The sequence below is a fragment of the Macrococcus bovicus genome, from assembly GCF_030376725.1.
Taxonomy (GTDB): Bacteria; Bacillota; Bacilli; order Staphylococcales; family Staphylococcaceae; genus Macrococcus; species Macrococcus bovicus.
Genome location: NZ_CP128470.1, coordinates 143,477 through 160,756, shown reverse-complemented (window position 1 = coordinate 160,756; position 17,280 = coordinate 143,477). Strand labels below are relative to the sequence as shown.

General features: G+C 45.4%; 22 protein-coding genes. 6 read left to right on the top strand and 16 right to left on the bottom strand.

Annotated features, from left to right (window positions below):
• Positions 1 to 6: 6 nt before the first annotated feature.
• Positions 7 to 432, top strand: coding sequence for a MarR family winged helix-turn-helix transcriptional regulator (locus tag QSV55_RS01215; RefSeq protein ID WP_289650375.1), 426 nt, complete (start codon positions 7 to 9; stop codon positions 430 to 432).
• 1 nt (position 433) lies between these two features.
• Complete coding sequence (locus QSV55_RS01210) at positions 434 to 1,621, top strand: MFS transporter (protein ID WP_289650374.1); 1,188 nt, start codon at positions 434 to 436, stop codon at positions 1,619 to 1,621.
• A 34-nt stretch (positions 1,622 to 1,655) separates the two neighbouring features.
• On the opposite strand, the gene desA is transcribed toward QSV55_RS01210, so the two are convergent.
• The 7 genes from desA to QSV55_RS01175 form a co-directional block, all read right to left on the bottom strand.
• Positions 1,656 to 2,654, bottom strand: a complete 999-nt coding sequence (gene desA / locus QSV55_RS01205; protein ID WP_289650373.1) for a Delta(5) desaturase DesA — start codon at positions 2,652 to 2,654, stop codon at positions 1,656 to 1,658.
• A gap of 239 nt (positions 2,655 to 2,893) precedes the next feature.
• Positions 2,894 to 3,907, bottom strand: coding sequence for a GTP 3',8-cyclase MoaA (gene moaA, locus QSV55_RS01200; protein WP_289650372.1), 1,014 nt, complete (start codon positions 3,905 to 3,907; stop codon positions 2,894 to 2,896).
• The gene (mobA, locus tag QSV55_RS01195; RefSeq protein ID WP_289650371.1) at positions 3,885 to 4,463 is read right to left on the bottom strand and encodes a molybdenum cofactor guanylyltransferase; all 579 of its coding nucleotides are present in this window, start codon (positions 4,461 to 4,463) and stop codon (positions 3,885 to 3,887) included. Before mobA ends, moaA begins: the two co-directional genes overlap by 23 nt.
• Complete coding sequence (locus tag QSV55_RS01190; RefSeq protein WP_133451776.1) at positions 4,460 to 4,693, bottom strand: MoaD/ThiS family protein; 234 nt, start codon at positions 4,691 to 4,693, stop codon at positions 4,460 to 4,462. Before QSV55_RS01190 ends, mobA begins: the two co-directional genes overlap by 4 nt.
• Entirely contained in the window at positions 4,693 to 5,139 is a 447-nt protein-coding gene (locus QSV55_RS01185) for a molybdenum cofactor biosynthesis protein MoaE (RefSeq protein ID WP_133451712.1), read from the bottom strand. The genes QSV55_RS01190 and QSV55_RS01185 overlap by 1 nt, the downstream gene beginning before the upstream one ends.
• A 12-nt stretch (positions 5,140 to 5,151) precedes the next feature.
• On the bottom strand, positions 5,152 to 5,592 hold the full coding sequence (gene mobB, locus QSV55_RS01180; protein WP_289650370.1) for a molybdopterin-guanine dinucleotide biosynthesis protein B: 441 nt from the start codon (positions 5,590 to 5,592) through the stop codon (positions 5,152 to 5,154).
• On the bottom strand, positions 5,586 to 6,830 hold the full coding sequence (locus QSV55_RS01175) for a molybdopterin molybdotransferase MoeA (protein ID WP_289650369.1): 1,245 nt from the start codon (positions 6,828 to 6,830) through the stop codon (positions 5,586 to 5,588). The genes mobB and QSV55_RS01175 overlap by 7 nt, the downstream gene beginning before the upstream one ends.
• A gap of 59 nt (positions 6,831 to 6,889) precedes the next feature.
• On the opposite strand from QSV55_RS01175, the gene moaC reads away from it, so the two are divergent.
• Positions 6,890 to 7,369 (top strand): cyclic pyranopterin monophosphate synthase MoaC, encoded by a 480-nt coding sequence (gene moaC, locus QSV55_RS01170; RefSeq protein WP_133451715.1) that lies wholly within the window; start codon positions 6,890 to 6,892, stop codon positions 7,367 to 7,369.
• On the opposite strand, the gene QSV55_RS01165 is transcribed toward moaC, so the two are convergent.
• Together QSV55_RS01165 and QSV55_RS01160 are read right to left on the bottom strand one after the other, a co-directional pair.
• Entirely contained in the window at positions 7,370 to 7,855 is a 486-nt protein-coding gene (locus tag QSV55_RS01165) for a MogA/MoaB family molybdenum cofactor biosynthesis protein (protein WP_289650368.1), read from the bottom strand. It abuts the gene before it with no gap.
• 10 nt (positions 7,856 to 7,865) lie between these two features.
• On the bottom strand, positions 7,866 to 8,861 hold the full coding sequence (locus QSV55_RS01160) for a ThiF family adenylyltransferase (protein ID WP_289650367.1): 996 nt from the start codon (positions 8,859 to 8,861) through the stop codon (positions 7,866 to 7,868).
• 288 nt (positions 8,862 to 9,149) lie between these two features.
• Between QSV55_RS01160 and fdhD the strand changes: the two genes are divergently transcribed.
• Complete coding sequence (fdhD, locus tag QSV55_RS01155; protein ID WP_289650366.1) at positions 9,150 to 9,935, top strand: formate dehydrogenase accessory sulfurtransferase FdhD; 786 nt, start codon at positions 9,150 to 9,152, stop codon at positions 9,933 to 9,935.
• 15 nt (positions 9,936 to 9,950) lie between these two features.
• Here the strand turns inward: fdhD and QSV55_RS01150 are convergent, their stop codons facing one another.
• From QSV55_RS01150 to QSV55_RS01120, 7 genes are all read right to left on the bottom strand, one after another.
• Positions 9,951 to 10,691, bottom strand: coding sequence for a GNAT family N-acetyltransferase (locus QSV55_RS01150; RefSeq protein WP_289650365.1), 741 nt, complete (start codon positions 10,689 to 10,691; stop codon positions 9,951 to 9,953).
• Between the two features lie 22 nt (positions 10,692 to 10,713).
• Entirely contained in the window at positions 10,714 to 11,256 is a 543-nt protein-coding gene (locus QSV55_RS01145) for a biotin transporter BioY (RefSeq protein ID WP_133451720.1), read from the bottom strand.
• A gap of 109 nt (positions 11,257 to 11,365) precedes the next feature.
• Positions 11,366 to 12,286, bottom strand: a complete 921-nt coding sequence (locus QSV55_RS01140; protein WP_289650364.1) for an ABC transporter substrate-binding protein — start codon at positions 12,284 to 12,286, stop codon at positions 11,366 to 11,368.
• Positions 12,287 to 12,414: 128 nt separating this feature from the next.
• Complete coding sequence (locus QSV55_RS01135) at positions 12,415 to 12,705, bottom strand: hypothetical protein (RefSeq protein ID WP_289650363.1); 291 nt, start codon at positions 12,703 to 12,705, stop codon at positions 12,415 to 12,417.
• The gene (locus QSV55_RS01130; protein ID WP_133451723.1) at positions 12,702 to 13,316 is read right to left on the bottom strand and encodes a DUF1361 domain-containing protein; all 615 of its coding nucleotides are present in this window, start codon (positions 13,314 to 13,316) and stop codon (positions 12,702 to 12,704) included. Before QSV55_RS01130 ends, QSV55_RS01135 begins: the two co-directional genes overlap by 4 nt.
• A 58-nt stretch (positions 13,317 to 13,374) precedes the next feature.
• Entirely contained in the window at positions 13,375 to 14,517 is a 1,143-nt protein-coding gene (locus QSV55_RS01125) for an acyl-CoA dehydrogenase family protein (protein WP_289650362.1), read from the bottom strand.
• 80 nt (positions 14,518 to 14,597) lie between these two features.
• Positions 14,598 to 15,746: a zinc-dependent alcohol dehydrogenase gene (locus QSV55_RS01120; protein WP_289651034.1), complete on the bottom strand. Its 1,149-nt coding sequence runs from the start codon at positions 15,744 to 15,746 to the stop codon at positions 14,598 to 14,600.
• 146 nt (positions 15,747 to 15,892) lie between these two features.
• On the opposite strand from QSV55_RS01120, the gene modA reads away from it, so the two are divergent.
• On the top strand, positions 15,893 to 16,624 hold the full coding sequence (gene modA / locus QSV55_RS01115; protein WP_289650361.1) for a molybdate ABC transporter substrate-binding protein: 732 nt from the start codon (positions 15,893 to 15,895) through the stop codon (positions 16,622 to 16,624).
• Positions 16,605 to 17,258 carry a molybdate ABC transporter permease subunit gene (modB, locus tag QSV55_RS01110; RefSeq protein ID WP_289650360.1) on the top strand — a complete coding sequence of 218 codons (654 nt, stop codon included), beginning with the start codon at positions 16,605 to 16,607 and terminating at the stop codon, positions 17,256 to 17,258. Before modA ends, modB begins: the two co-directional genes overlap by 20 nt.
• Positions 17,259 to 17,280 lie beyond the last annotated feature (22 nt).

The window sequence follows — 17,280 nt, the reverse complement described above, 5'->3', positions numbered from 1 at the left end:
AGTACAATGGAACAATCTCAACGCTTCTTTGACTTACTTCTCGACATCCGCCGTCTCTATGTAGAAGATATGAACAAAGTCCTGCTCCATCATCACTTGTCATCCGCCCAGTGGCTTGTCTTTAAAGAAATTGCGAAACAGCAGCCGACGACGCTTGTTGAAGTGGCACGCAGCCGTCGTATCGAAAAACCGACAGCGACTAAAGTCATTCATCATCTGATTGAACTGAATCTGATCGAAACTTCTGAAGGAACAGATAAGCGCGAAAAAATACTGACACTGACAGCAGCAGGCAGCGATCATTATGCCACGATGCTGAAAGAGGTCATTCAAAAACAGCAAGAGATACTGGCAGAGGTCGATCAACTTGAGATAGTGACAGACGAACTCGCCATCATCTATCAGCAACTGCAAAAAAGAAAGGATGAATAACTTGCATACACCTGTTAAAGAACCTCTGTGGACAAAGAACTTTATTTTAGTTTCTCTTATCAACTTTATTATTATGCTATCCATGTATTTATTATTAGTGACAATCGGCGGTTACGCAGTTGAAGAGTATCATGTGAGCCAAAGCATGGCTGGACTCGTATCAGGGATATTTATTGTCGGCAGCTTAATCGGACGTTTCTGGGCCGGTAAATATATCGATATCCTCGGTGAGAAAAAAATCCTGGTGATCGGGACCATCATCTTCACGATAACAACGGGTCTTTACCTCTTCTCAAGCAATCTGACGTTGATGCTGATCATGCGACTTGTCAATGGGATCGGCAGCGGTATCGCTTCTACGGCAACAGGGACTATCGCAGCCTCCATCACTCCGGTCACTCGACGTGGTGAGGGGGTCAGTTATTTCAGCATGAGTACTGTCTTATCTACAGCAGTCGGTCCTTTTCTCGGTTTAACTTTATTACGTTTCATCACATTTAAGCAGCTCTTTATCGTCTGCTTTGTGCTGGCAGTAGCGGCTCTGCTCATTCTCTCATCCGTTAAAGTGAAGCAAAATCTGCCGTCGCAGGCTCAAGCGGCTAAAGGCCTCCACCTCGGCGACTTCATTGATAAGAATGCCTTACCTATTGCAGTCGTTATGCTCGTAGCAGCCACTGCATACTCAAGTATTTTAAGTTTCATTTCTTTCTTCACTCAAGAAAATCACTTAGTCGAAGCCGGCAGTTTCTTTTTCTTAGTGTATGCTATAGCTGTACTGGTCTCACGACCGATTACCGGTAGACTGATGGATACTAAAGGGACGAATATCGTGATGATTCCAGCATTTATCAGTTTCGTTATCGGGCTGCTGATACTCAGCGTGACGCATCATGCACTCCTGCTTCTCGTCAGCGCTATCTTCATCGGTCTCGGGTATGGCAATATTCAATCAATCGCCCAGGCTGTGGCCATTAAAGTGACTGATGCCCATAAAATCGGGCTGGCTACCTCCACTTACTTCATCTTTCTGGATTTCGCACTTGGTTTCGGCCCATACGGACTCGGTTATCTGATTCCATCAGTCGGTATGCACGGTCTCTACCAGCTGATGGGTATCCTTGCTGTGGTCGGCCTGATTCTCTACTACTTACTGCATGGACGCAATGCCAAGCAGTTTGAACAGCAATAACAAAGAACCCTTACCAGCTGGTAAGGGTTCTTTGTTATTTGGCAAACTTTTTATACTCGCCGAATGTGATGAAACGCTTCTGCTGCGGATCATATAGTTTATATTTCAGCGACTCAAAACTTTGACGAATGCCGATTGTCGTCGCGTGCTGCAGCGGCGTTACTTCATTATGGGCTTTCTCAAGCATATAATTCGGAATTCTCGGACTTAAGTGATGGACGTGATGGTAACCGATGTTTCCTGTCAGCCATTGAAACAGTTTAGGGAGTCTGTAGTAAGAGCTGCCTTCTACTGCCGCTTTGACGTAATCCCATTCACTTTCATCTTCAAAATATGAATCTTCAAATGTATGCTGGATATAGAACATCCAGATGCCGAGCATGCCGCCGATAAATAGAACGGGACCCATCACACTGAAGAATCTGACTGGTCCGAGTAAATAGATCAGCAGACCGTAGATAACGATAATTGCTAAGTTATGAAGATGTGTATTCCGTCTTTCTGCAGGTTTTGCGTCCTTCGCATTGACACGGTTAGTGATGAAAAGCAGATAAATGGGACCGAGTACAAACATGACAAATGGATGCCGGTACAGGCGATAGGCCAGTCGTTTAGCAGGTGTTGATTCTTGATACTCTGCAATCGTCATCATCCAGATATCGCCGGTCCCCTTCTTATCCAGGTTGCCGCTTGTCGCGTGATGCGTAATATGTTCTCTGCGCCACTTCTCAAATGGAAACAACGTCATAACACCTGTGATATTACCGAGTATCTTGTTAGCCCGCTTATCCTTGAAGAACGAACCATGGGTACAGTCGTGAAAAATAATGAAACTGCGGACCAGGAAGAAAGCCCCTACCGTCCCACATATAACTGACAGGATAGGATGGACCTGATAGAGCAGGAAGCCGAGTACAATGAGCAATATATACGGGACTAATGTATTCAGGATCTGTATCGTGCTGATCTGCAGACTTGTCCGTTCGTAAGGCTTAACTGATTTTCTAAGCTGTAACTTTTTTTCTCTTTCCATAATTCACCTCAAAAAAATAATATGAAACCGTGATACCGTGATGGAAATAATAGAAATAAAATCAGCTAGAAGACTCCTTTATTATACACGCATTTAACATAAATGACACAGTTAATTTATACCTGATACTAGTAACAACTGCTATTTACTATATTATTATATAGATTAAATATTGAATGCGAATAAAATGACTCTCATATCGTAGATTTAGTTATAGAAATATAATAAAAAAAGAGGCTTCAGCCTCCAATATAATTCATATTTATCTTCTTTTTCTGTCTGTTTCTGACCGTCTCTTCTGTACGCTCATCTGAATAACGATCACTGCGTGCTGACCACAGCCGGCTCAGCTGCAGACGTAATTCTTCATCTGTGACACCTTGTCTGATAAATTGCTTCAGATCAAATCCACCCGTGGCAAACAGACAGCCGAATATCTTACCGTCAGAACTGAGTCTGACACGTGTACAGCTGGAACAGAACGACTCAGAGACACTGGTGATGAAACCCAGTTTTGAACCGTTAGCATGCTGGTAGTATTTTGCTACTTCACCGAAATACTTGGGCGCTACAGGCTGAATATCAAATAGGTCTGTTAGCTGATCAAGCAGTTCCTGTTTCGTGATCACTTTATCAAAATTCCAGCCGTTATCATTGCCGACATCCATAAATTCAATAAATCTCAGTGTGATTTCCTTATCTCTGAAATATTCGACCATTGGGACAATCTGATGTTCATTCATGCCTTTTTGGATCACCATATTGACCTTGATGTCAAAGCCGAGATTCTTCGCGTAATCAATCTGTTCAAGAATAGCCTCCGCCTGAATACCCCGACCATTCACTGCTTCAAATGTCTCGTCAAGTGCGTCCAGACTGATGTTCAGTCGTCTGAGCCCCGCATCATATAGCGCCTGCCCATGTTTTTTAAGCAGCAGGCCGTTTGTCGTCAGTCCGATATCTTCAATACCTGGAATCTGGTTCAGTTCACGGATCAACAGCGGCAGATCGCGTCGTAAAAGTGGTTCGCCGCCAGTCAATCTGATTTTCTTCACCCCAAGCACAGCATACTGACGGGCAATCCTGGTGAGTTCTTCGAAGGAGAGTAATTCATCCTTTGGCATAAAAACATAATCATCACCAAATATTTCTTTTGGCATACAGTAAGTACAGCGGAAGTTGCAGCGGTCTGTCACTGAGATTCTTAAATCTCTGATAGGCCGTCCCAGCTTATCGGTGATTTGTTCTGTCATGTCTTTCTCCTCCTTTCAGGTCCTCCGGTCTGTTGATGTTAAGATACCAGTGCCCGGGGACTGCCTTAACATCTATGTAAGTCGTTGCTTCATCGAACAATGCTCTCAGTCTGAGCTCGCGATGATCCAAATGCTGCTTGATGGTCTGTTTTAAGTGATAAGGATAGATACCGATTGTCGCGTGAATCTGTTCATCATCCCGGTAGACGGTTGTATGCCCCCGGAAATTTTCAATGAGATGGTTCACCGCTTCCACAGTTATAAAAGGTGTATCTACTGCAATAACAAAATAAGCGTCGTCCGGTAATTCAGTCATCACGGTATATAGGCCAGTCAAAGGACCGAGCCCTTGATAGCGGCTGTCATCCACAATGACTTTCTGATCGAAGCCCTCTTTCAGCTCTGCGTTAGTATTGATGACGACCTGCTGAAGGCGGCCGCAGCCCTTCATGGCGTCATAGACATGCTGATAGAAAGGCTTGCCGTCTAACTGATGAAAGGCTTTCTGGCTGCCGAATCTACGCGATTCCCCGCCGGCAAGGACGACTCCGATCATCCGCCGCTCACAGGTGGAATCAGCGCGACAACGTCATGGGGCATAATAAGGTCTGTGTCATTCACAAACTCCTCGTTGACAGCCACCTGAAACGCTTCACTCTGGAGTTTCGGGTACGTCATGAATAAATGCTCGCGGAACGCTTTGACGCTGATGGGTTCAGAAAAAGTAAAGTGGTCTTCTCTTCGGTCGACGATCTCTTTCGTATGTGCAAAGTATAGGACTTTCATCATTGTTCCTCCTTATAGGAAGAATGATAGCCACGCTGGCCGCCTATCCACTCTTCCCCGTCTTCCCAGATTTCCTTCTTCCAGATAGGGACGACTTCCTTAATACGTTCTATCGCATATTCATTTGCGGCATAGCTGTCTTTTCTATGAGGCGAAGATACAGCGATGACCACAGCGATATCCGAAATATCCAGCGCCCCGATCCGATGGCCGATACTGACAACTGTCCCCGGCCACTTAGCATTGATTTCGTCGCCGATTTCAGCAAGCTTCTTCTCCGCCATCGGGACATAGGCTTCATAGTGCAGATATTCTGTCCGGATGCCTTTCGTCCACTCACGGACGATACCGACAAAGAGACAGACAGCACCCTGTTTCGGATTGACGGTAAACAGACGATAATCATCTGGAATTAATTCATGTTCTACTACTTCAAACTGCTTCATGTGCTTCATCCTTTATAAGAATTGACCGAAATCAGTCAATGAAATATCCTCAGTCTTAATGATGCCTTTAATATTCTTAAGGTCAAGTAATTCATTGTCTTCTGTATCTCTCAGTAACACCAGTTTATCATAGTGTGCCTGCTTATACCCTTCGATTAAGATGACATCAGGTGATGCTGTGATGTCTTCAGCAATGATACGCGCCAGCGGTTTAGGTGTCGAGAGCTTATGAACATAGTCATAGCCTTCAACAATACTCTCAGCGGCACCGCTTGTCATAAAGGTGATATGGTCTCTTTTCAGCGGGATGTCGATCTCCTGTCCGGATTTATCACCGTGATGTTTGATGACGCTGACCGTCAGGCCCTTTGCTTGAGCAGCCAGAATCAGCTGATTGACCACCGTCGTTTTGCCGCTCTTCTTATAACCGACGACTTGCAGTATTTTCACCATGTATCAGCCACATCCGTCAGACGGGTCACCATGACGTCTACTAAGTCTCCTGCTTTAAAACCTCTTGTGCCACCCGGCAGAATGATCATACTGTTACTTCTGGCAATCGCAATGACTGCATTACTCTTATTGAAGCCGGCAGGGCGGACAGTGCCGCTGACCATGTCCAGTTCTGCACGGATAAAGCGGGTAAAAGGATTCGCTTTCGTGAAATCAGCTGCCAGTCGTGCTTTAATGACGGGCGCATGGACATACGCTGCCCCCATCATTTCTTTCAATGCAGGTTTGACAAATAATTCATAGCCTGAATAGCAGGCACTCGGGTTTCCTGACAGACCGAAGAGCAGCTGGCTGCCTTTAGCTGCAACGGTTGTGACACTGCCTGGACGCATGGCCACTTTATTAAATAAGACGTCTGCTGAGAGTGCCGCATAAATGGCAGGCATGAAATCAAAGTCACCGACAGAGACTCCGCCCGTTGTGATGACAATATCATGCTTACTGAGCGCTCTTTCAACAATCGCCAGGAGATGCTCATAATGATCTGCTGTGACGCGGTAAGTTTCAGTTTCCATTTCCATCTCAGCTAAAAGGCCCGCTATCATCGGCCCATTTGAATTGCGGATCTTTCCGGGTGCCAGTTCTTCATCCGGTGCCGCCAGTTCACTTCCTGTTGCGATCAATGCCACAGTCGGTTTTTGTCTGACCTTAACAGACTGATATGAAAAAGTCGCAAGAACTGCAATCACACCGGGCGTAATCTTTGTGCCAGCGGTCAGAACAACTTCACCCTTCGTACATTCCTCGCCCTGTCTTGAAATATTTTCTCCAGGTTCAAAAGACTTGCGTAAGGTAAAGCCTTCCGTTGTCTCGACGGTCTGTTCAAGCATGACCACCGCGTCTGCTCCCTCAGGAATCGGCGCGCCTGTCATGATGCGTACCGCTTCATTATCCGATAGCACAGACGCACTGACCGATCCTGCTCCGATATGGTCGATCTTCTTGAAAGCAAGACGGTTGTCTCCGCTTGCGCCTGCAGAAGCTGCACTTCTGATGGCGTAGCCGTCATAAGGCGACTTATCGAACATCGGAATATCATATGCCGCAATGATATCTTCCGCTAGATAGTAGCCGAGACTGTCCTCGATTGAGACATCGATCAGCGGCATCTTCTCAATCTGAGCTATACATCGTTCAATGGCCGCCTGCACATTGAGGGGCGTTCTTTTTTCCAGCATGGTCATCCCACTTTCTCTACTGATAAGCTATAATAATTATAAATGAAAGGGTGAAGCGAATGAATCAATTAACACATTTCAACGAAGAAGGACGGGCCCGTATGGTCGATGTCTCTGATAAAGAAGTGACCACCAGGACAGCCACCGCCATCAGCTCCATTGAAGTCAATGAGGTCATCTACCAGCAGATTACCAACCATACCGCTAAAAAAGGTGACGTTCTCGCCGTAGCACAAGTGGCCGGTATTATGGCCGCCAAAGATACATCCCGCATCATCCCGATGTGTCATCCATTAAGCTTGAGCGGCATCGATATTTCCTTCAGCTGGCAGCTCTCAGATGACCGCTACACTCTGCAGATTGCCTGCACTGTCAAAACGAAAGGGCTGACAGGCGTTGAGATGGAGGCTCTGACCGGTGCTTCTGTTACTGCCCTGACAGTCTATGACATGACAAAGGCAGTCGATAAAGGCATGGTCATCGGGCCGACCTACCTGCAGTCCAAGTCCGGCGGTAAAAATGGTGACTTCAGTCGCTGACTATTTATTCAGCTCATGCACAATGTGAAAGACCTCTTGTGTGATGAGCTTTTTCATTGCCAGATTCACTGCTCCGACCGACCCCGGTATCGAGAAGACGACTGTCTGGTCTTTCGTACCGCAGAAGGCGCGGGACAGCATCGCTCTTGTCCCGACATCTTCTGTATAGCTTAAGTAGCGGAAAATCTCTCCGAAACCTTCCATCTCCTTATCTACCAGGGGTCGTACAGCTTCTATCGTGACATCACGCCGAGCGACACCCGTCCCCCCTGTTGTAATGATGACGTCTACTTGACTCAGTGCTGTAGTGACAGCTGACTGAATCGCCTTAAAGTCATCTTTGACAATCTGATAGCTCGCTACTTCTATCCGGCAGTCACTTAGGTGTTCCATGACAGCTCGTCCGCCTTTATCCGTCGCTTCTGTCCGGGTATCACTGATCGTAATGACAGCGGCTTTGATCTCTCTATAATCATTAGTATGCATGATGAATCTCCTATCCGAATAATTGATAATACACCTTCTGGCCTTCAGCGACCGTTTTAACGTCATGGACCAGAAGCCGCCCACCTTTGAACCAGATGACCGGCTTATCATTGACAAAGAAACGCACAAAGTAAGGGGTCTCCTGGTAGTTGATGTTCAGCGTGGATAGAAACGTCGTCAGCTGTGTGAACTCAGTGACCGGTGAGGCAAATTGCACAGTGTCACGACCACAGAGCATCGTCTGTATCGTTCTCGTCTCTAAATGTGGATAGGTCGGGTTCGCACCACAAGTCTCACATGTCACCTCGCCCATCCGACTGAACTTCATGGCACTGTGTTCAAGCGTCCATACATCGCCGAATATAAGGCGCGGGTCAACCGGTTCTTCCGCCAGAATCTTCAAGGCATACATCGCCTGAAAGCTTGTCGCCAGGCTGACAGCAGGTTCGATGACACCGACCGTATCACATGTCCGGTTCATCACCGGCAAGCGTCCCATGACACACTTGAAACAAGGCGTCACATCCGGAATAAACGGACACGCTGCATAAGTCGATTCTACGCAGGCACCGTATATCCACGGGATCTGATAGCGGTAACTGAAATCATTCAATATGAGTCGTACATCGAAGTTGTCACTGCCATCAATCAGCAGGTCGCATGCTGAAAACGCCGCTTCTAGAAGCGGCGCATCGCAATGTTCAATATAAGTCTCTATTTGAAGATCTGCTCTGATTCTCAGCAGCTCATCTCGTGCCGCTATGACTTTCGGCGTCAGGTCTGTCGCATGCTGTTCAGTGAAAAGCGTCTGGCGCTGCAAGTTGGATAGTTCCACATAATCCCGGTCGACGAGAATCAGTTTCTTGACGCCGGCCCGGGCCAAGGTGTTCGCTGTATGGGTACCCAGGGCACCTATACCGATGATGCCGACAGTCTTTTCCGTGATTGATGTCTGTCCGCGAGAACCTATTCCTTTAAATTTTTCCTGTCTGTCATAGCGTTTCATATTTAAACCCTCTGTTCTTTTTTATCCATCCACATCCTAGTCAGTAAAGCTATTATACCAAACAATGCCAGGAAGAAGAAAGCAAGCTTGTTCGTACCCGCTACCCCGCTCACCGTTATGAGGCCAAGCGGCGGACTGTATTCATGTTCATTCTCTCTAAAGACCTATCAGACTAAGGAGCTCACTGTCATATTGAATCTGCTGAAAAGAAGAAGAGGTGACAGTGCGGCTGTGGATGTATAACCCCTCCTACTCATGTATAATAATCATATAAAGGGGGCGCTTCTTTTGCCTGAGGATATTACTTTCAATCAGCCAATTATCAAGTATCAGAACGGTGCATTTATAGATCAGAGCGACAATATTGCAACTGAGTTTCCTCTGACACTCTATATCAACCAGCAGGAATTCGCGACCATCGTCTGCAGTCCGACCAACCTCGAAGAACTCGTTCTCGGTTTTCTCGCATCTGAAGGTGTCATTTTCAGACAAGGAGATATTCAGAACATTCATCTTGATGACAGCAAAGGATTCTGTCATATCACCCTGAACCGTGAAATTGAACAGCATTCCGGCCAGTACACGAAGCGCATGATCAGTTCGTGCTGCGGGAAAAGCCGGCAGTTCTATTTCGTCAATGATGCCGCTACTTCAAAAGTGTCAATGACAGATACGAAGATTACAGCGGCGGAAATTTTCAGCATGATGGCGGCGTTACAGGAACAGAGCACAGACTTCAAGCAGACAGGGGGCCTGCATAATGCAGCTATCAGTGACGGTAAGGATTTCTATATCCATCGCTCAGATATCGGACGTCATAACGCGCTCGACAAACTGTTTGGCTACTGTATTAAACAGCGTATTCCTATTCGCGATAAAGTCCTTATCTTCTCCGGACGTATTTCCTCGGAAATCCTGATTAAAGCCTCCAAAATTGGAGTAGGCATTATTCTCTCCAAATCAGCACCGACTGATCTGGCTATCAAGCTCGCAGATGACTTGAATATCACAGCGGTCGGTTTTATCAGAAATGAATCTTTCAATATTTACAGTCATCCGGAGCGCGTCATCTAAAAAAGCTCGAGCTATTCAGCTCGAGCTTTTGACTTTCAATAGTTCGTATCGTTCACTGATTTTACGATAACCTTGACGTTCGTACATCTCTTTTGGCGTATCATTGCCATCTGCTATCAGAATAAGAGATTGACCGTAATCAAGCACTTTCTCCTGCAAGGCGGTCCCTATTCCTTTTCCCCTCGCTGTCTCCAGTACGTAAAAATCGTCCAGTTCAATTAAATCTCCGTGCAGTATCGCTTCTAATTTTCCGACCGGCTGCCCATGATCATAAGCCACCAGCTGAATCACAGAATCATCAGCACGGTCAGCTGTATGCATCTCAGTTTTGAGGTCAGCAAACTCCTCGCCGTACTCCCGCTCGCCTACGCGGCAGACAGCAAGAAAGTCTTTGAACGTCTGATCATCCCCTACTATCCTTACTTCTCCTGCCCGCTTGCCGAGTGTCAGCTCCTCTGTCTGATAAAGTTCCATCTTCTCAGTGGTATACCCTGAAGCTTCAGCATAATCTTTCAGATCCTGAGGCAGCGGTTCATTTTCAGGAAAGATAAACAATAGGTGCTGCTGCCCATGCCGTTCATGAAAATCCGACTGTATTTTCTCGTCTTCCTTAAATGCTTCAAGTGAGGGCATGACTTTATACTCAAAGTAATTGGAGTAGTAACGAATCAGCTGACTCGGTGTATGAAAATGGGTATAGCGCGTATTCTCGCTGTAAAATTCTGCGACTTGTTTTGTATCTTTAAAAGAAACCATCCTATCATCCCCTTTAAGAGAATTATAGCGTATTTTTGATGGACGGAATATTTCGCAGACGGACTGCCAGAATGGCTGCAATCAATCCTTTGATAAGGTCTCCCGGAATGAAAACAATGACAGTTTTTAAGGCTTTGATAATCGGCATATGCAGATTAAAGGCCATAAAAATCCCGCCGATTAAATTACACAGCACTGCCCCGATGAGACCATTGATCAGAAAAATCTGCCAGATATTCAGATTCTGAAACTGGCGTTCAGTCAGTAAGCCAATCAAATAGGCAACCAGCGGGAATGATAAAATATAGCCACCAGTCGGTCCAAAGAACAAACCAAATCCACCATGTCCACCTGATAACAGCGGCAGTCCAAGGGCAATTAAAATCACAAACAATAAGACGCTTAAACCTCCGCGCTTACTGCCGAGTAAACATCCTGCTAAGATATAGCCTAAGTTCTGAAAAGTAAAAGGCACACCGATTCCTAAATTAATGGCCGGCAGCAAACCGAGCACTGCAATAAGTGCGGTGAACATCGCAATAATAACTAGATCTTTCGTCTTCATCTTCAATCTCCTTTCGACAATAAACTGATTATAACTGAATTGTTAACCTTTTAAAATATAAGGTTTACATTAGCAACAAAAAAAGGTGCACCATCAGTGCACCTTCCTCTTATTTCAGTTTCAATAATTCTTCTTTCAGTACTTTGCGCTGATACTCCAATGAAATCGGATCATTGAACCAGAAATCCTCTGCATCGTATTGCACGACACGATTATTTTTCACAGCGTCCATGTTTTTCCAGACATTCGATTGGACAACACTGTTCGCATCTTTACCTGCATCACTAGAGTAAAGTACGACGTCACCTGCATATTTACTGATATCTTCTGCTGAAATCTTCTTCCAGCCTGTCGGTTTAACGTCCTTCACAACATCTTCCTGCATCTTCAGTCCAAATGCCTGATAGATGATTTCAGAACCACGTCCCCAGTTATCACCATATGCATAAATCTCTTTTTGGAAGAACTGATAAATGGTATAAGTTAAATCTTCGCCTAGCTTAGCTTTAATTTCTTTGCCGTCCTTCGCTGTTTCTTCTTTCCATTTATCAACGAATGCTTTCGCTTCTTTTTCTTTACCGACGATTTTGCCGAGTTCCTCGTGAATCTGCAGATAGTTATGCTTTGCATAGGATACAGGAATGGTCGGTGCAATCTTCGCATATTTTGAATTATTTTTATCTGTATCAAATGAGATGATTAAATCGGGTTTTAAAGTTGCTACTTTTTCAACATCTCCTGCGCCTAACTTTTCAACACCTTTTAATTTTGGTGCCAGGATTTCTGACTGGAATGCGTATTCATCGACACCTACTGGTTTAACCCCTAGATCCAGTAAGTTACCTGTATAGCTCGCTCCCATCAGTACAATACGTTTCGGCTCAGCAGGAATCTTGATTGTTTTGCCATTATCTAATTTATAGTCAACTGTACTGCTTTTCTTTGTATCTTCTGCTTTCTTATCTGCATGATTGCCACATGCAGCAAGTGTTAATAAGCATGCGATCAAAACGAATAACCACTTCTTCATTGTTCTCCTCCTAATTGAGATTCATTATCATTAATAATACAAAACTAATCATACCTGTATCCATCCGTTCATGCAACATTTTTATGAATAAAATTAAAAGAGCACTGCGCGAAGGCCGTACTCTCAGATTAATGATAAGTAAAAAAGTCCATATATATGATAGTCGCTGCGATATATTGAATAATCACGAAAGCATAACTCCACTGCAGCCAGTATCTAGCGTTGTCAGGCGTACGCCAGCCCGGGAAAAGACGCTCGAGCAAGCCCACCTGGATCAAATATAAGCCGATGCCAAGTGGTAAGGCCCATGCTATCAGGGCCGCTGTCTTCTGATGGGTGACACGCAAAATAGTGTAACCAATATAGCACTGACAGAGGAGAATAATGACGGAGAGAAAAGCAGTCTGAATATCTATCATATTTTTCTCACGCCCTTCACCATCAGTATAAGCAGGGCCTGAAGTCCTGTAATCAGTGCCATCCATACTATCGCATCCTTATTCACAGCGTTCAGCGTATCAACCACAACCTGCAGCGGATGGGTCAGAATATGTACCGAATGAAAACGCAAGAAGCGACCAATAAAAATGCCCGCACTCGTCAATACCATAAACATGAACATCGTGCATCCTCGGAGCAGGCGATCTGAAACCAGTCGATACAACGTAAAAATGACCTGGATATAAAAATATAAGCTGAGCATCACACCTGCTAACAGATAGGTAAAATCAATCCATTCAGTCAAAATTAATTTCTTGAGAAAATCAAATGGGTAGAGATTGAAGTGAATCAAATCCGTCACCACATAAAAGATATTCGGGGCCAGCAGTATGAACACCAGTGACACCATTAAGAACAGTGGCCATTCTCTTCTGCTATGCGGTTTAAAGAGTGGAAGCAACTGGCTGATTTCATAAGGGATGAAAGCTAAAATCAAATTCTGCACCATAAATAGATAATGGGTAGGAATGATAAATGAAACCATCAGGTATAATACAAAACACAAGCGACCGATATTTCGGCTGTACATCAGAAACCCTCAATTCTCTTACAGTTTTGAATCCTCATTCTACAATAAAACCAAGATATTAGCGACTGATGTCCTGTGTCTCCTCTGCCAGCATACGTATCACCGCATCATCCATCGGCGGATTATGAAGTCCCGCTCGCATACTTCTATGGCGGCGTTCTATTATTCCTGATTTCTCCAGACTCTTCCCGCCGATGATTCTCATCGCAATATCCACGATATCAATGCCATTATTCACGACGATATGCTTTGCAGCCCCGAAAGTAGGCGCCAGTCCTTCAACGCCTGCTTGATGGAGATCAGCAGCATGATAGAGGAAGTGTCTCGCTGTCATAAGTTTCAGTTCCATTTCACCGAGTTTCGCCTGAATATGGGGGAGATCTGCTATCGTCCCTTCAATTGAGTTAGGTGAATGATGATGCGCAAAGACAGCTGCATCGTCTCTCGCACCTTGGGCGATGCCCAGATAGACGGCCGGAATATGCATGAGCCACGGATTATCCACTTTATCGCGGCCTGCTTCAACTAAGTAACGGTCTTCTACATAGACGTCGTCAAGCAGCAGGTCATGGCTTTCAGTCGCTCGCATGCCCGTCACATCCCAGCTTTCTTCAATGCGACAACCTGGTGTGTCCGCCGGCACGTAGAAAAAGCAGAGCGTTCCTTTGTCTTCCACGTAAGCCCCAACTATATAATGTGTCAGTCTGTGACTCATAGACGTATAAGTTTTGACACCATTCAACAGCCAGCCTTCTCCCTGACGGACTGCATGAGTTGCAGGCCGCCCTCCTCTTGTCGGACTTCCTGTCTGTGCTTCTGAAACGACACGATTCGATAAGGCACCGTGCTGCACCGCTTCTGCAAATTCCGTCATCATCTCATCAGACCATAGCTTAAATTGGAACACTTCACCCACAATACCTAGATGCCAGCCCATAGATAAAGCCGTTGACTCATCATAGCTTGCTAACGTTTCCTGCAGCAAGATGACCGACTTGATACCAAGCCCGTACCCGCCATACGCTTCTGGTAAAGTCAGCTTGCTGTATCCTTCTGCCATCAGCCAGTCGATTAACCTATGATTCAGCTTTCCTGCACGATCGGCCTCTCTTGCTGTCTGTTCAATCCACTCCCGGTTCTGCTGGAGTTTACTGATCCACTCCTGCTCCAGCTGATTTGTTACAAATAACTCACGATCCATTTTTATCACCTCATAGACATACTACCACTGTTAAAATCACCCAAACAAAAAAACCGACTCCAAAAGTCGGTTTTTAATACTTAAGGTTTAAGCACTACTTTGATGTTATTGTCTTTTTTCTCATCAAAGATTTCATAGGCTTCTGCTGCCTGGTCGAGTGACATATTATGGGTGATGATTTCTGTCGGATCGAAGACACCGTCACGAATCATCTCATAGAGCTTAGGCATCAGGTGAATAACAGGTGCCTGTCCTGTTTTCACTTGTACGTTACGATTGAAGATAAGTGGTAACGGGAAGTTCGCTGCAGGTGTCGCATAGACACCCGTAATCTGAATAGTACCGAATTTACGTACCGCTTCAGCAGCTGTTTCAATCGGACTGATAGTGCCACGCTGCGGTGTCACTAAGTTGGATACACGTTCAGTTAATTTCACCTGGCCGTCCATACCGACACAGTCAATCACGACATCCGCGCCACCTTTTGTATTTTCACGGAGTAATTTACCGATTTCTTTCTCTTTATCGAAGTTGTAGACCTCAACCTGGTTATATTTCTTTGCATGTTCCAGACGATGCTCGACATTATCAACAGCGATGACACGGTCAGCACCTTTCAGTTTCGCGAATTTCTGCGCCATCAGACCGATCGGACCGCAGCCTAAGACGATAACGGTATCCCCTGCTTTAACGCCTGCATGTTCAACACTCCAGTAAGCGGTCGGTACAACGTCGGATAAGAACAGGACCTGCTCATCTTTCATATCGCTGTCCGGCACCACGAATGATGAGAAGTCAGCAAATGGAACTCTTAAATACTCAGCCTGGCCACCCCAGTGGTTGCCGTGCATTTTACCGAAGCCGAACAGGCCGCCGTTATCCATCTTCCAGTTCGCCTGCTCTTGATTTGAGTTATCACACTGAGATTCCATCTCATGTGTACAGTAGTAGCATTCGCCGCAGCCGATGTTGAATGGGATGACGACACGGTCACCTTTTTTGAGCTTAGTCACCTGGCTGCCGACTTCTTCAACGATGCCCATTGGTTCATGACCGATAACAAATCCCGGATCCATCATCATATCGCCTTGGTGATATAAGTGTAAATCAGAGCCACAGATACCTGTCGCTGTAATTTTAATGATTGCATCAGTAGGTGCTTCAATAATCGGATCTTTGACTTGTTTGACTTCCATCTTTTTCTTTCCTTGGAACGTTACTGCCTTCATCATTAGACACCTCTTTATTTTTTTTTGACTTGTTAACCTATACCCGCTTTCAGACAATTAAACTCAGAATGCATCCAATAAATTCAACCTACTTATATGATTGTTTTTCGTTATAATATAGCTAACGAACGCTATGGAGGTCCTCAATGAAAAAGCTAATTTTTATTGCTGCCATTCTTCTTCTGACCGGCTGCAGTCACGATGAATCGCCAGAAAGAAAGGAAATCACCGTCTCTGCCGCTGCCAGTCTGAAAGATGCCCTATCAGTTATTGAAAAAGACTATGAAAAAACACATGACGTTGATATCAAGTTCAATTACGGCGCTTCAGGCGCACTCGCTAATCAGATTAAAGCAGGCGCACCCGTCGATCTCTTTTTTTCTGCCGCCCAAAGTAAAGTGGATGATCTGGTCAGGGCGCACGTCGTCAAAAAGGAAAATCAGCAGAGTGTCCTTGGAAATCAACTTGTTCTCGTCAGTCAATCGGGTATGACAGATATCAGCAACCTTAAAGAAGCCTCCATCAAAAAGATTGCAGTCGGCACGCCTGCGACAGTGCCGGCAGGAGCTTACGCCAAAGAAGCGCTGATGAAGGCCGGTGTCTGGAATCTTATTGATGACAAAATCATTTATACAAAGGATGTCAGACAAGCGCTCACCTATGTGGAGACAGGTAATACAGATGCCGGTATCGTCTATACGACAGATGCCAAAGGAACGAAGCTTAAACAAACGCCCGTAGATGAAGTGCTGCACAGTCCTATCACCTATCCGCTCGCACTTATCACAGCCAACCAGACAGCACGTGCATTCTATGAGTACCTGCAATCTGATGCCGCAAAGAAAGTTTATCAGTCTTATGGCTTTACTGTTAAGTGAGTCGTTTCTGTCACCGATTCTGACGTCACTTAAAGTCTCCATCATTGCTACAGCAGCCAGTCTCATCATCAGTGTCCTGTTCGTCCTGCTGACTTCCCGCCCCTTCCCCGGAAAATCAGTGGTTGAAACGCTTATCATGCTGCCGATGGTGCTGCCCCCTACTGTAGTAGGCTTTCTATTGTTGCTGGCATTCGGTAAGCAAGGGCTCGGCCAATGGGGCATCAGCCCTGTCTTCACCATTTACGCGGCCATTATCGCAGCCACTGTTGTCGCCATTCCCCTTATGTATCAATCACTTAAGATCGGTATCGATAATGTCTCAACCGATGTGATCGATGCCGCTAAAGTAGATGGGGCAAGTCATCTCACGATATTCAGAAAGATGATTCTACCCTTATCGAAAGGTGCACTGCTGACAGGTATTCTTTTCTCGTTTGCCCGTGCATTAGGCGAATTCGGTGCCACCTTGATTTTTGCCGGGAATATTCCGGGTGTTACACAGACGATGGCGACCGCTATTTACATCGCCATCGATAATAATGAACTGTCACTCGCAGGTTTATGGGTGGCGCTGATGATTATCTTCTCATTTATACTCATGTTCATCATCCAGCGCCTTAAAAAACACACATAAAAAAGAAGCAGTCAAAAGACTG